Annotated in this window: 15 protein-coding genes; 8 read left to right on the top strand and 7 right to left on the bottom strand. The window is 67.4% G+C overall.

The window, feature by feature from the left end:
- Positions 1 to 124: 124 nt before the first annotated feature.
- A complete protein-coding gene (locus tag JQ633_RS10785; RefSeq protein WP_211985001.1) occupies positions 125 to 1,234 on the top strand; it encodes a substrate-binding protein in 1,110 nt (369 codons plus the stop codon).
- A 151-nt stretch (positions 1,235 to 1,385) separates the two neighbouring features.
- Positions 1,386 to 2,603 (top strand): MFS transporter, encoded by a 1,218-nt coding sequence (locus JQ633_RS10790; RefSeq protein WP_211985002.1) that lies wholly within the window; start codon positions 1,386 to 1,388, stop codon positions 2,601 to 2,603.
- Positions 2,604 to 2,613: 10 nt separating this feature from the next.
- On the opposite strand, the gene JQ633_RS10795 is transcribed toward JQ633_RS10790, so the two are convergent.
- Both JQ633_RS10795 and JQ633_RS10800 read right to left on the bottom strand, forming a co-directional pair.
- Positions 2,614 to 3,264, bottom strand: a complete 651-nt coding sequence (locus tag JQ633_RS10795; RefSeq protein WP_211985003.1) for a Vgb family protein — start codon at positions 3,262 to 3,264, stop codon at positions 2,614 to 2,616.
- Positions 3,265 to 3,297: 33 nt separating this feature from the next.
- Positions 3,298 to 4,518: a helix-turn-helix domain-containing protein gene (locus tag JQ633_RS10800; RefSeq protein ID WP_211985004.1), complete on the bottom strand. Its 1,221-nt coding sequence runs from the start codon at positions 4,516 to 4,518 to the stop codon at positions 3,298 to 3,300.
- 72 nt (positions 4,519 to 4,590) lie between these two features.
- Between JQ633_RS10800 and JQ633_RS10805 the strand changes: the two genes are divergently transcribed.
- Positions 4,591 to 4,866: a hypothetical protein gene (locus tag JQ633_RS10805; protein ID WP_211985005.1), complete on the top strand. Its 276-nt coding sequence runs from the start codon at positions 4,591 to 4,593 to the stop codon at positions 4,864 to 4,866.
- 5 nt (positions 4,867 to 4,871) lie between these two features.
- On the opposite strand, the gene JQ633_RS10810 is transcribed toward JQ633_RS10805, so the two are convergent.
- The gene (locus JQ633_RS10810; RefSeq protein WP_211985006.1) at positions 4,872 to 5,960 is read right to left on the bottom strand and encodes an adenylate/guanylate cyclase domain-containing protein; all 1,089 of its coding nucleotides are present in this window, start codon (positions 5,958 to 5,960) and stop codon (positions 4,872 to 4,874) included.
- Positions 5,961 to 6,036: 76 nt separating this feature from the next.
- On the opposite strand from JQ633_RS10810, the gene JQ633_RS10815 reads away from it, so the two are divergent.
- Positions 6,037 to 6,495 carry an SRPBCC family protein gene (locus JQ633_RS10815; RefSeq protein ID WP_211985007.1) on the top strand — a complete coding sequence of 153 codons (459 nt, stop codon included), beginning with the start codon at positions 6,037 to 6,039 and terminating at the stop codon, positions 6,493 to 6,495.
- A 256-nt stretch (positions 6,496 to 6,751) separates the two neighbouring features.
- Entirely contained in the window at positions 6,752 to 8,545 is a 1,794-nt protein-coding gene (locus tag JQ633_RS10820; RefSeq protein ID WP_211985008.1) for a chloride channel protein, read from the top strand.
- Between the two features lie 12 nt (positions 8,546 to 8,557).
- On the opposite strand, the gene JQ633_RS10825 is transcribed toward JQ633_RS10820, so the two are convergent.
- Genes JQ633_RS10825 through JQ633_RS10835 form a run of 3 tightly spaced genes read right to left on the bottom strand, consistent with a single transcriptional unit; the run spans position 8,558 to position 9,900 of the window.
- On the bottom strand, positions 8,558 to 8,713 hold the full coding sequence (locus JQ633_RS10825) for a hypothetical protein (RefSeq protein ID WP_211985009.1): 156 nt from the start codon (positions 8,711 to 8,713) through the stop codon (positions 8,558 to 8,560).
- Positions 8,714 to 8,739: 26 nt separating this feature from the next.
- Complete coding sequence (locus JQ633_RS10830; RefSeq protein ID WP_211985010.1) at positions 8,740 to 9,219, bottom strand: Dps family protein; 480 nt, start codon at positions 9,217 to 9,219, stop codon at positions 8,740 to 8,742.
- Between the two features lie 39 nt (positions 9,220 to 9,258).
- On the bottom strand, positions 9,259 to 9,900 hold the full coding sequence (locus JQ633_RS10835; RefSeq protein WP_211985011.1) for an HD domain-containing protein: 642 nt from the start codon (positions 9,898 to 9,900) through the stop codon (positions 9,259 to 9,261).
- A gap of 207 nt (positions 9,901 to 10,107) precedes the next feature.
- Here JQ633_RS10835 and JQ633_RS10840 point away from each other — a divergent pair, with 207 nt between their 5' ends.
- On the top strand, positions 10,108 to 11,073 hold the full coding sequence (locus JQ633_RS10840) for a GlxA family transcriptional regulator (RefSeq protein WP_211985012.1): 966 nt from the start codon (positions 10,108 to 10,110) through the stop codon (positions 11,071 to 11,073).
- 87 nt (positions 11,074 to 11,160) lie between these two features.
- Complete coding sequence (locus tag JQ633_RS10845) at positions 11,161 to 11,727, top strand: histidine phosphatase family protein (protein ID WP_211985013.1); 567 nt, start codon at positions 11,161 to 11,163, stop codon at positions 11,725 to 11,727.
- Positions 11,728 to 11,748: 21 nt separating this feature from the next.
- Here JQ633_RS10845 and JQ633_RS10850 read toward each other — a convergent pair whose 3' ends face one another.
- Positions 11,749 to 12,105, bottom strand: coding sequence for an MmcQ/YjbR family DNA-binding protein (locus JQ633_RS10850; protein ID WP_211985014.1), 357 nt, complete (start codon positions 12,103 to 12,105; stop codon positions 11,749 to 11,751).
- Between the two features lie 161 nt (positions 12,106 to 12,266).
- Here JQ633_RS10850 and JQ633_RS10855 point away from each other — a divergent pair, with 161 nt between their 5' ends.
- Complete coding sequence (locus JQ633_RS10855) at positions 12,267 to 12,956, top strand: GNAT family N-acetyltransferase (protein ID WP_211985015.1); 690 nt, start codon at positions 12,267 to 12,269, stop codon at positions 12,954 to 12,956.
- Positions 12,957 to 13,027: the final 71 nt, after the last annotated feature.

The following is a 13,027-nucleotide window of genomic DNA, read 5'->3' on the forward strand; positions in this document are numbered from 1 at the left end:
ATGTCCTTTCACGAAGGTTGCCTGCCGAGTCCGCTCGCGTCGCGCCGATGTGTACAAGTCTGGCTGGGGGAACGACATGTTACGCGGGACGGTCAGCTGCACGATATTCGCGCTGCTTTTTTGCTTGGCAGGCGCTCGACCGTCATCCGCCGCCGACCCGATCCGTGTCGGCGCGGTGCTGCCGTTCTCCGGCGGCGTCGAGCTTTACGGCCAGCAGGCCAAACTCGGGCTCGATCTTGCCGCCAAAGACATCAACGCGGCCGGCGGCATTTTGGGGCGCCCCGTCGAGGTCATTTATGCCGATGACAAGACCAACCCGGACGCGGCGGCCGGCGCGATGCGGTCGCTGGTCGAGAAGGATGGCGCGGTTGCGGTGGTCGGCCCGATCACCTCGCGCAATCTCAATGCGCTGGTGCCGCTCGCCGAAAGCCTGAAGACGCCGCTGCTCTACGCCACCAATTACGAGGGCGGCAAATGCAGCCGCTATCTGTTCTCGTTCGGCGCGGTGCCGAACCAGGAGCTCGGCCAGCTCCTGCCTTACATGACCCAAAGTTTCGGCAACACATACTTCATGCTCGGCGCCGACCGGGTCTGGCCGCACCAGATGTTCGACATCGCACAGCCGCTGATCGAGAAGCTCGGCGGCAAAGTGGTTGGCACCAAATACACACTGGGCACCGAGACCGACTTCTCGCCGATCATCAAGGAGGTGGCGGTGAGCAAGGCCAGGGTGCTGCTGTTCGCGCTGAAGGGCGACGGCATGGATTTCATCCGTCAGGCCGACGAGGCGGGACTGCTCAAGGACATCACGGTCGCGTTCCTCGGATTGTCCGAGGTCGATCTCGGCATCTTCCGCGGCAAGGGCCAGAACATGGTCAGCGTGGTGCCGGCGGTTGCGGCGAGCGGTGATCCCGCGGTGAAGGCGTTCGTCGCCCGGGCGCGCGCCGCGGCGGGCAACGGCGTTGCGATCTCGAACTACGTGATGACGCATTACAACACGCTGATCGCGCTCAAGGCGGCAGCCGAGAAGGCCGGCAGGCTCGACAAGGAGGCGATCATCGATGCGATGGCCGGCCTCGTCATCCCGTCGCCGACCGGCCCCGTGACGCTGGGGCAGGACCACCACGCCGCGATGAGCATGTTCATCGCGAAGACGCAAGGCACGGACCTCGTGCAGGTCCGCGCGCTCGGCGAGATCGTGCCGCAGCCCGGGTGCAGGCTGCCCGGCCGCTGAGCGCGCGCGGATTGCGGCAGCGCAACACAGCACAGTCACGGCTCCCAGCACTGCCGCTTGCAAAAAAAATCACCTGTAGCGCTCATCGCCTGTCGGTTCCGCTCTGTTCCGTTCGTCTTGCAGCCAGAACGAGCTGCACGGGAGTTCCGGAATGAGCAATTCGAGTTATCGCTGGGTGATCGTCGCCGCGGGCGGCCTGCTCGGCTGCGTCGCGATCGGCGGCATGTTCTCGCTGCCGGTGTTCCTGCAGCCGATGGCGAAGGAGACCGGCTGGTCGGTGACCGGCATCTCCAGCGCAATGACGATCGGCTTTCTCGCGATGGCCTTCACCAGCATGATCTGGGGCACGCTGTCCGACCGCTACGGGCCGCTGCCCGTGGTGCTGACGGGATCGGTCGTGCTGGCGGCGAGCCTTGCGCTGGCGAGCCGGGCGCCTTCGTTGTTGGCGTTTCAATTCACCTTCGGCGTGCTGGTCGGCTCCGCCACCGCCGCGATCTTCGCCCCGATGATGGCCTGCGTTACCGGCTGGTTCGACACCCATCGCAGTCTCGCCGTCTCGCTGGTGTCGGCGGGCATGGGCATGGCGCCGATGACGATGTCGCCGTTCGCCGCCTGGCTGATCTCCGGCCATGACTGGCGCACCTCAATGCTGATCGTATCCGGCGTCGTTGCCGCGATCATGATCCCGGTGTCGCTGCTGGTGCGCCGCCCGCCCGCGCTGGCCGACGCACAGGCTGCCGCGGCTTCAGAGACCGGTGAGCCGGCGATGTCGCTGTCGCAGGCGTTGCGCTCGCCGCAATTCATCATCCTGATCGCGACCAACTTCTTCTGCTGCGCCACCCACTCGGGCCCGATCATCCACACCGTCAGCTACGCGATCACCTGCGGCATTCCGATGATCGCGGCGGTGACGATTTATAGCGTCGAGGGCCTCGCCGGCATGGGCGGCCGCATCGCCTTCGGTCTGCTCGGCGACCGTTTCGGTGCCAAGCGCGTGCTGGTGCTCGGCCTGCTGGCACAGGCGTTCGGCGCACTCGGCTACGTCTTCGTGCGCGAACTTGCCGCATTCTACGCGGTGGCGGCGGTGTTCGGCTTCATCTATGCCGGGACCATGCCGCTCTATTCCGTCCTGGTGCGCGAGAATTTTCCGCTGCGGATGATGGGGACCGTGATCGGCGGCACCGCGATGGCCGGCAGCCTCGGCATGGCGACTGGTCCGCTCGCGGGCGGACTGATCTACGATGCCTTTGCCAGCTATACGTGGCTCTATGTCGGCTCCTGGGCCGTCGGCATCGGCGCGTTCCTGATCATGATGACATTCCGGCCGATGCCGGCGGTGCGGCCAACCGCCATGCCAGCGCCGGCATAGGAATGCCGCGTCATTTGCGGGCCGCCCGTTTCGGCCTCCTGATGGCGCGGACCTTGTTGTTGTTCGAGCCGCTGCCGCAGAAGAACCGATCGCCGCCGTCGGACTCGACGCCCGACACGTTCGCGCCCAGTGGCATGTCGAGCCGTTCCAGTACTTCGCCGGTCTGCGGATCGATACGGCGCACGTCGCTCTTGTCGTCTTCCCAGGTGCCGTGCCAGAGCTCGCCGTCGACCCAGGTGACGCCGGTGACGAAGCGGTTGCTCTCGATGGTGCGCAGGATCGCGCCGGTCTCCGGATCGATCTGCAGAATCTTGCGGTCGCGATATTCGCCCACCCACAGTGCGCCTTCGGCCCAGGCGAGGCCGGAATCGCGGCCGCCGCCGGGCGCCGGTATCGTCGACAGCACGCGGCCCGTCCGCGGATCGATCTTGAGGATGCGATCCTCGGAGATCTGATAGAGGTGCTTGCCGTCGAAGGCGGTGCCGGCATGCGCGGCGACCTCGATGCTGCGGGTGGTCTTGCCGCTGTCGGGATCGAACGCAACCATCCGGTTGCCGGCCGCGAACCAGACCTGTTCGCCGTCGAAGGTGACGCCGCCAACGCTCTCCACGCCCTCGAAGGGGCCATACTCCCGGATGATCTCGGCTTCCGACGTCTTCATGCTCCGCTCCTGTCGTCTGAGTGCTGCCAGATGCTAGCCGTTCGGCAGCGGGGCAGGGAGTAACAACGTCGTCGTGAATCCCGGCACCGGCGGCGTCATCCAGCGCCGCGCGCGGGCGCGGCCCACCGATTGCACCTTGCCCGATGCGGCCAGCGTATCGAGCGCGCGCTGCACGGTGCGCTGGCTGGCGCCGAGCGCTACCGACAGCGCCGAACTCGACCAGGCCTCGCCATCGGCGAGAAACGCCAGCACGTCGGCATGGTCCTCATCGACCGGGAGCGCCAGCACGGCGACCTCGCGCCGGCGATTCGGCTGCAGCACGAAGCCGTCGGGCGTCGCGCTGAGCTCGGCGAGCGGCCGCAGCGCGCGGCGCAGCCGGCCGATCTCGACCCGCAGCCGCGCGCGATGCGATTCATCGGCATGCTTGCCGCGAAACGCCCGCGCGATCAGTTGGCCGCGCGACACGTCGTTCGGCCAGGCCTCGCCGAGCGCGCGGGCGAGCGCGAACAGCACCGGCCGCCGCGTCAGCGCGACGGTCGTGCCGGCGCCGCGCACGACGTAGCGGCAGGAATCGACGACCAGCGCCTTCGAGGCCATCAGCGCCTCGACCTCCTCGAGCAGCAGCGGCCGCTCGCTGCCGCGCGTGATCAGCCGCGCCGCCGGCGTGGTGAGCGATTGCGCCGTTGCGTCGATCTCAGCCGCGAGCGCCGCGATGCCGCTGCGGCGCGCGGCGTCGCGGGCCCGCGCGATCGCCTCGCGCGCCGGCTTCGTCCGCAGCCGCCGCATCGCGATTCCCGCCACGACCAGCTCATGGCCGACCCGGAGCGCCGGCGGGAACGGGGCGGGATCGAGGTCGGCGAGCATGCGCTCGGCCTCGTCGAGGCGGCCGATCAGCAGCAGGCGGCGGATTTCCAGATAGCCGGCATGGGCGGCATTGAGCGCATCGCCACGTGCGGCGAGGGTCGCGCGTGCGGCCGCGAGCGTCCGTTTGGGAAAGGAGAGGTCGCGCGACACCAGCGCGATCTCGGCCTCGGCGACGACACAGCGCGCCCGCGCAACCGCCTCTTTGGGACCGAATGCGCGTTGTGCACGCCGCAGCAGGTCCTTGGCGCGGGCGAAGTCGCCGAGCCTTGCCATCGCGATGCCGCGCAGCGCCAGCGCCGGGGCGTCATCGCGCAGGGCCACCCGTTTCAGTGCGCCGAGGAGATCACCGGCCGCGAGCGCGCGCGCCGCAGCCGATATCAGCGAGTCCATTCGAATCCCGACACACTTGTCACTCTCGCCCTCCGAGGTCCGGTCCTAACCTAGCACATGACGGGAGCGACCATGCCCATGGAGATCGAGATCATGACCATTGAGACCATCGGAACGCGCGAGCAGGGGCTTGCGGTGCGGTTCGGCGGCGCCGCCCGTGCGGCGGCGCACTGGCTGTCGCTGGCGGCGGCGCCGAGCTTTGCGACCATGGCGGTGATAGCCGCCGCGGCGCCGACCGACATGCTCTGCATCGGGATGCACGAGCCGTTTTCCCTCAGCGGCATGGTCCCGATGTATGCGCTGATGAGCGCCTTCCATCTCGGGCCGTGGCTGCGGCTGGTCCGATGAGCGGCTCAGTCCGGCAGCGTGAACACCGCGCAGGGCCGCGCGATGCCACGCAGCTCGTGGGTGCCGAGCGCAATCAGCTTCGTCTCGACCTCGGCCGCGAGCGCGCCCGAGACCAGCACCGTCTGTTCCAGTGGCTTGCACAGGCCCTCGAGCCGGCTCACCAGATTGACCGCGGAGCCGATTGCGGTGAAGTCGAGGCGGTCGGCGGCGCCGATATTGCCCCAGTGCACCTCGCCGAGATGCAGCGCCGCGCCGAACGGCAGCGGCGGCAGGCCCTGCCTGCGCCGCTCGGCGTCGAGATGCGCCATGCCGACGCGTGCCGCCGACACCGCGCGCAGCGCCGCCTCACAGGCGCTGCGCGCGCTGGTGGTGACCGGAAAGATCGCGAGCAAGCCGTCGCCGATGAATTTCAGCACCTCACCGCCGAAGGCGTGGATCGCGCCGGCGATACGATCGAACCAGGCATCGAGCGCCGCGATCACCTCGGCCGGCGGATTGTTCTCGGACAGCGCGGTGAAGCCGCGCAGGTCGGCGAACAGCAGCGCCGCCTCGATGGTTTCGCCGGTGTTGCGCCGCAGGGGCGATGCCAGCACGCGCTGCGCACTGCGGCGGCCGAGATATGCCTCGAGCGCCGCCGTCAACGTGGCGCGCGCGGCGAGCGCGGCCATCGGCGCTGCGGCGAAGCGCGCCGCCTGGCGCAAGCGGTCCTGCTCGTCTGCCGTGAACGGCCGCGTCCCGATCCAGCCGAGCGTCGGACCATCCGCGCGCGCGCCGATGGTGTCTTCGTGCACGGGACCGGGCGCAAGCCCGCCGAGCCAGCGCCGGCCGGCATCGCGGGATCCCGCGGCTTCGGGCATCGCGAAGGGGACCTCCGGTGCGAAGCCGAGCGCTTCGATCACCTCGCCATTGTCAGCGCGCCACAGCCACGTCCGCCGCGCGATCAGGGGATGCGGAACCTCGAGCGTCAGGGCGCCGCCCGCGAGCGGAAGGCCCTCCGCAACCAGATGCCCGCCGAGTTCCGCCAGCAGCCGGTTAGCGCTGGTGGTCTCGGCGGCGGCGTCGACCAGCCAGCTCAACGTCGAAGACAAGTTCATCACCCATCATGGGGTTGACGCACCAGCCTTGTCACGCACTATCCCTGTTGCACTGAGGCCATTGGAGAATGGATCGATGACCGAAGCCTTCATCGTTCAACGCGAGATCCAGATCGCAGCCCCACCGGCGACCGTGTTCGCCTTCCTCACCGATCCGCAGAAGATCATCAGCTGGATGGGACTGGAGGCCGCGACCGAGCCGCATCCCGGCGGGCTCTACTTCCTCAAGGGGCTTGGCAGCGACCGGACGCGCGCGGCCCGCGGCGCATTCCGCGAGGTCGTGCCGGTGCATCGTCTCGCTTACAGTTTCGGCTGGGAGGACAGCGAGGAGGTGCCGCCCGGATCGAGCCTGATCGAGATCGACCTGATCGACAAGGATAGCGGCACCTTGCTGCGCATGACCCATAGCGGCCTGCCGACTGCCGAACAGTGCGCGGCCCACGACAAAGGTTGGGCGCATTATGTCGGCCGGCTGTCGCTCGCGGCCGCGGGCAGGGACCCCGGTCCGGATCGCGGCGTGACGCAGAGCAGCTGAGCGGATCTTCGAAAGATCATGCTCAAGAGACGCCTAAGCGCGATGGGGATGTTTCCCGATCTGATCGCGCTTTAGGTGTTCCATCCACCGCGCGCCGATCACGCGCGAGTGAAAGTCTTGCGCATCCTCTCATCCTGACCGGATCGTGACCGGCGCCATGCGTCCGGGCAGCAAAGCCATGCGTCAGGATGCTTGATATATATCGTGTCACGATATATCGAGGCGGCACGATTCACCCCTCCCAGAACAGCTTCTCATGCGCCAGAACTTCGACAAGGCCGGCGGGCCCGCGCGGCATCGCGGCAAGCTCGGCGATTTCACCGCCGATCGCCGCGTACTGCTCCTGATCGGCATGGCCTTCGTGGTCGGCAGCGGCGGCGCCGCGGCGGCCTGGTTGCTGATCAAGCTGATCGCGTTCGTCACCAACCTGGTCTGGTTCGGCCGGATCGGCGTCGAGAACACGCCGCTGGCCGAGACCACGCGCGGCGCGCTCTGGATGGTGCTGGCGCCGGCCGTCGGCGGTCTCGTGATCGGGCTGATGGCGCGATACGGTTCCGAGAAGATCAGGGGCCACGGCATCCCCGAGGCGATCGAGGCGATCCTGATCGGCGGCAGCCGCATGCAGCCGAAGGTCGCGGTGCTCAAGCCGTTGTCGTCGGCGATCTCGATCGGTTCGGGCGGGCCGTTCGGTGCCGAGGGCCCGATCATCATGACCGGCGGCGCGATCGGCTCGCTGTTCGCGCAGTGCTTCCATCTCACCGCCGCGGAGCGCAAGACGCTGCTGGTCGCAGGCGCCGCGGCCGGCATGACCGCAATCTTCGGCACGCCGATCGCCGCGGTGCTGCTCGCCGTCGAGCTCTTGCTGTTCGAATGGAAGCCACGCAGCTTCCTGCCCGTGGTGGCGGCCGCCGTGATCTCGGCAGTGTGGCGCCCGTTCCTGTTCGACAAGGGACCGCTGTTTCCGTTCGACGCACACCCCGTGCTGCCGTGGTGGGGGATCGCGGCCGCGATCGTCGTCGGCGTCGTGGCCGGCCTGCAGTCGGGCCTGATGACGCGGCTGCTCTATGCGGCGGAGGATCTGTTCGACCATGTGCCGCTGCACTGGATGTGGTGGCCGGCGCTCGGAGGCCTCGCCGTCGGCCTCGGCGGCGTGATCGATCCGCATGCGCTCGGCGTCGGCTACGACGTGATCGCCGATCTGTTGTCCGGCCACGCTACCGCGAGCGAAGTCACCCGGCTGCTGCTGGTGAAGTCGGCGATCTGGCTGATCGCGCTCGCCTCAGGGACATCGGGCGGCGTGCTCGCGCCGCTCTTGATCCTCGGCGGCTCGGCCGGCTGGCTGGAAGGGCAGATGCTGCCCGGCGGTGCCTCGTATTGGGCGCTGATCGGCATGGCGGCGATGATGGGCGGCACGATGCGCTCGCCGCTGACCGGCGTGATGTTCGCGATCGAGCTGACAGGAAATGTCGACATGCTGCTGCCGCTGCTGGCGGCGACCGGGGCGGCGCACGCCGTCACCGTGCTGCTGCTCAAGCGTTCGATCCTGACCGAGAAGATCGCGCGACGTGGCCAGCACATCACGCGGGAATACAGCATCGACCCGTTCGAGCTGCTGCGGGTGTCCGAGGTGATGGTCAAGCGCGTCGACACGCTGCCGGTGACCATGCCGGTCGACGACGCCGTGGCGTTCTTCTCAGCCGATGCCGACCGGCACAAATCCTATCCCGTGGTGACGGCGGACGGACGGCTCGCCGGCATGGTGGCGCGCGCCGACGTGCTGCGCTGGCGGACCGAAGGCGAACACCAGGCCACTACGCTTGATGACTTCATCTCCGATACGTCGACGGTGTCGACCTATCCCGACGAGGTGCTGGCGAGGGCGGCCGATCTCATGGTCTCGGCCGATCTCGGCCGCATCCCGGTGGTGGATCGCAACAGCCAGCGCGTGGTCGGCCTGATCGCGCGCAAGGACCTGCTGCGCATCCGCTCGGTGGTCCGCGCGCAGGAGCAGGACCGCAAGGCCTATTTCATGCGCGAGAAGGCGGCCTGAGCCGGCCGGGACTCAGTCGGCGCGCATCGAGGAAATCGGGTCGCTGCAGGGAAAACTGTCCTCCAGCGCCACGTTGAGCCAGTCATCCACGCGGATAGGCCCATCGGTATCGACTGTGCCGGCGTGCAGCATCTCGTCGGCGTCGCCATGTTGTCTCGAACTGGTCATCGTCGGTCTCCTTCTATCCGTGTGGGTTATTTGACGTCGAGCGTCGCGCGCAGCATCCAGGCGTGCTTCTCGTGGGCGGCGGTGCGGGCGTTCAGCATGTCCATCGTCGCCTGATCGCCGGCGGACTCGGCGATGATGAAGGCGCCGCGGATGGTCTTCACGATGGTCTCGTTGTCGTGCAGCAGCTCCGCCACCATGGCGTCGGAGTCGAGGCTGGCATAGCCGTCCTTGATCGCCGTCAGGTTGGCAAAGGCGGAATAGGACTGCGGCACCAGTTCGCCGAGCGCGCGGATGCGCTCGGCGATATCGTCCAGCGCCTGCCATTGCTCGCGGTACTGACCTTCGAACAGCGTATGCAGGGCGTGGAACGTCGGACCGGTGACGTTCCAGTGATAGCCATGCGTCTTGAGGTACAGCGCGTAGCTGTCGGCGAGCACTTTCGAAAGTGCGTCAGTGACGCCGGTCCGTTCAGTTTCGGCGAGGCCGGTGTTGATGGCGATGGCCATGATGGTCTTCTTTCGAGAGGGCGGATTGAGATCGTTGCCTTAGGTCGGCCATTTCGAGCCGAGGATGATCGAGCAGAAGTTCATCCGCGTGTAGTTCATGTCCTTCAGCGCCAGCACGTCAGCCTTGACGTTGCCGAAGGTGGTCAGCGGCTTCTTGATGGTGCCGGCGGCGAAGTGATCGATGATGTTCTCCTTGAAGTTCGCCTCGCGCGGATGGTGGGCGCAGACGTGGTCGCGGTGCGCATGCGAGAAATCGTCATAGGCGATGCCGAGCACATCCATCTCGACGCCGGCCGTGACCAGCGCAATGGTCGGACGCATATGCTCGGGGACGCCGGGCGTGGTGTGCAGGGCGATCGAAGCCCACACGTCATCGATGTCGCGCTCCGGAATGCCGTAGCCCTTGAGGAAGTCGCGCGCCGCGTTGGCGCCGTCGACCTCGAACCGCAGGTCCGGGCTGGCATATTTTTCGGTCAGGCCCATGTCGTGGAACATGGCGCCGATGTAGAGCAACTCCGGATCGAACTTCAGCTTGCGGCGCTCGCCGGTCAGCGCGCCCCAGAAGAACACGCGGCGGCTGTGATTGTAGAGCAGGTCGTCTTCGGTATCGCGCACCAGCTGGGTGGCGGCGCGGGCCATGGCGCTGTCGGGGACACGGATACCGGCGATGATCTCGGTCATTTCAACTCGCTCCTTGTTGTGGCAAGACGAGGCCGTGGCGTTGGGAACACGCGGGGGCTCGGCGCTCGTCGTTGCGGTGGTTCGGATGCTTCGTGGTGCGATCCGTTGCATCTTTGTCGCTCGTTTCGGCCGCTGCCCGCAACGGCGGCACGCCGCCGGATTGGGCCAACGACACGTCGTTTCGCGCCAGCAGGGTGAGAAGAAGGTATGGCGGTTCAGAAGGTCGCGATCGCGATCCACGAAGGGGTCCAGGCGCTCGACGTCGCGGGTCCCGTCGACGTGTTCGCGGAGACCAATGGCTTCGTCGCCGATGGCGACGGCTATGAGACCGTGCTGGTCGGCGCCGGCCGCGCGCCGCTGCGCGCGTCGAACGGGATGAAGATCTCGGCCGATCTGAGTTTCGATGAGGCGCAGGGGAAGTTCGACATCCTGCTCGTCGCCGGCGGGCCGGCGCTGCCCGATGCCGATCCGGACCCCGAATTGACACAGTGGCTGCGCAGCGCCCCCGCGCGCGCAGGGCTGTATGGCTCGATCTGCACCGGCGCGTTCGCGCTGGGGCACGCCGGGCTGCTCGATGGCCACAAAGTGACGACGCATTGGCAGAATGCGCAGCGTCTCGCGGCGCGCTTCCCCGCCGCCGAGGTGATCTTCGATCGGATCTACATCCGTGACCGCAAGCTGATGACGTCGGCGGGCGTCACCGCGGGGATCGACCTCGGCCTCGCCCTGGTGGCCGAGCGTCATGGTCCGCAGGTGGCGGTGGCTGTTGCAAAACGGCTGGTCGTGGTGGCGCAGCGGCAGGGCGGGCAGTCGCAATTCAGTCCCTATCTTACTACGCCTGTGGACGAGGACTCGCCGATCGCCCGGGCGCAGGCCCACGTCATGCAGCATGTCGGCGAGCGCCACACGCTGCAATCGCTGGCCGAGGCGGTGGGAATGAGCGTACGCAATTTCGGCCGTGCCTTCGCTCAGGAGGCCGGCATCACGCCGCATGAATTCGTCGAGCGGGCGCGGGTCGACGCGGCCCGCCGGCTGCTCGAGGGCAGCGACCGGCCGCTGAAGGCGGTCGCGTTCGATTGCGGCTTCGGTTCGGCCGACCGGATGCGTATCGTGTTCACCGAGCGGCTCGGCGTCTCGCCAGCGCAGTACCGATCGAGTTTTCAGAAACTGTGACGCCGTTCATGAAGCCGTCCGCTCCATCGGGATAGGATAGACGGGCCGCCGCCGTTTCCCGCCAGAGTTGTTCTCCAAGAGGCCGCCATGGACGCGCTCACGCTCTTCATCATCCGTCATGCCGAGAAGCCGGGCGAGAGCTGGCCGGGGCCGGGTTTCACCGCGGACGGGGTCTCGGACACCGAGTCGCTGGTGCTCCGCGGCTGGGAGCGCGCAGGCGCGTGGACGGCGTTGTTCGGCACCAGTCTCACCGGGGGCGACTATGCCAAGCCGGATACGATCTATGCGGCGACGCCCGGCACCACTGTCAACCAGGGCCCGAGCAGCCGTCCTGCCGAGACGATCTCGGCGCTTGCCGCGCGGCTTGCCCTGACGCCGAACCAAGGTTTCGGCAAGGGCGACGAGAAGCATCTGATGGACGCGGTGCTGGCGCTGAAGGGCGTCGCGCTCGTGTGCTGGGAGCACAAGGCGATCATCTCCGACGTCATTCCGCGGATTCCGGTCGGCAAGGGCAAGCCGCCGACCAAATGGGACGGCAGCCGCTTCGATGTCGTGCTGCGTTTCGACCGCGCCAAGGGCGACGACAAGTTCGCCTTCAAGGAGCTTTATCCCAAATTGCTGTCGGGAGATTCCGACAAGCCGCTGGACGGCTGAGGCGCGGGGCCGCCGCGCGGATCAGTCGAGCCCCAGCGCCTTGCGTGACTTTCGCGTCAGCTTCGCGACGATCAGCGCATGTGCCTGGTTCAGATAGGCCTTGAGTTCGGCATCGCGTAGCGCGTTGTTGCTGACCAGCTGCACCCATTGGGCGCGCGCGAGATAAGGCGCGGGACGCGCCAGGCCCTGTTCGATCAGCATCTGGTAAGCCATGTTCGAGGTCTTGAACATGAACCCGCCGCCGAGTTGTTCGACGAAGCCGCCGGCCAGCGCGAACATCTTGCCGCCGACCTTGAACACCGACGTGCCTTCCCACTGCACCACCTTGGTAGCGGCGGGCAGGCGCAGGCAATGGGATTCGAAGGTTTTGGGGCGCATGGTCGGACGCGATTGGGAATCTCTCGAAGTCATAGGCCAGCCGTGGGATGCACGGCAAGCCTGACGCCGGTGGGCTGGTGACCCCGCTGGCTCGATTGTGAGCGGCTCCCGCTGGATTTTGACGACGGTTGCTGCTCTCCTCCCGCGAGCAGGAGTGTCCCATGTCCGCAGCCCCACATCCGCTGGATCGTCCAATCTGGAGCGCGCTGACCACGAGGCAGCAGGGTCTGGCGGAGGGTGGCGGCGAGGCGTTGCGCTATCCGGTTGCCATCGCGCCTTTCGCCGACATGATGGACATGTCGGATCGGAGCTTTGCGGCGTTAGGCGGTCTGCTGTCGGGCAGCGAAATCGCGGTGCTGTTCACGCCGGAGGCGGTGGCGGCGCCGCCGGCGTTCAAGGTGCTGCTGGCCGAGACCGGCGAGCAGATGATCGGCACACCGGCGGAATGTCTTCTGCCCGGCGTGGACATCGTCACGCTCGGCGCGGCGGACGTTCCGGCCATGATGGCGCTGGTCGAGCGGACGAAACCCGGCCCGTTCGGTCTGCGGACGCACGAGCTCGGCACCTTCCTCGGCATCCGCGTCGACGGCGAACTGGTTGCGATGACCGGCGAGCGGATGAAGCCGGGCAATCACACCGAGATGACGGCCGTCTGCGTGCATCCTGACCATCGCGGCCGCGGCTATGCGCAGGCGCTGCTGTCGGCGGTCGCCCGCCAGATCGTGGCGCGCGGCGAGATTCCGTTCCTGCACGTCTTCACCAGCAACATTTCAGCGATCGCGCTCTACCGTCGGCAGGGCATGGAGATCCGCCGCCGCCTGCACGTCACCGTGCTGCAGAAGCAAGGGTAGCGTCGGCGCCGGCGGAAAGGTCGCTGTTCGGATGGATATAAGGAGTTCAGCATGAGGGCCCGGGCGCGCGC

The sequence above is a fragment of the Bradyrhizobium tropiciagri genome (assembly GCF_018130505.1).
Taxonomy (GTDB): domain Bacteria; phylum Pseudomonadota; class Alphaproteobacteria; order Rhizobiales; family Xanthobacteraceae; genus Bradyrhizobium; species Bradyrhizobium tropiciagri_B.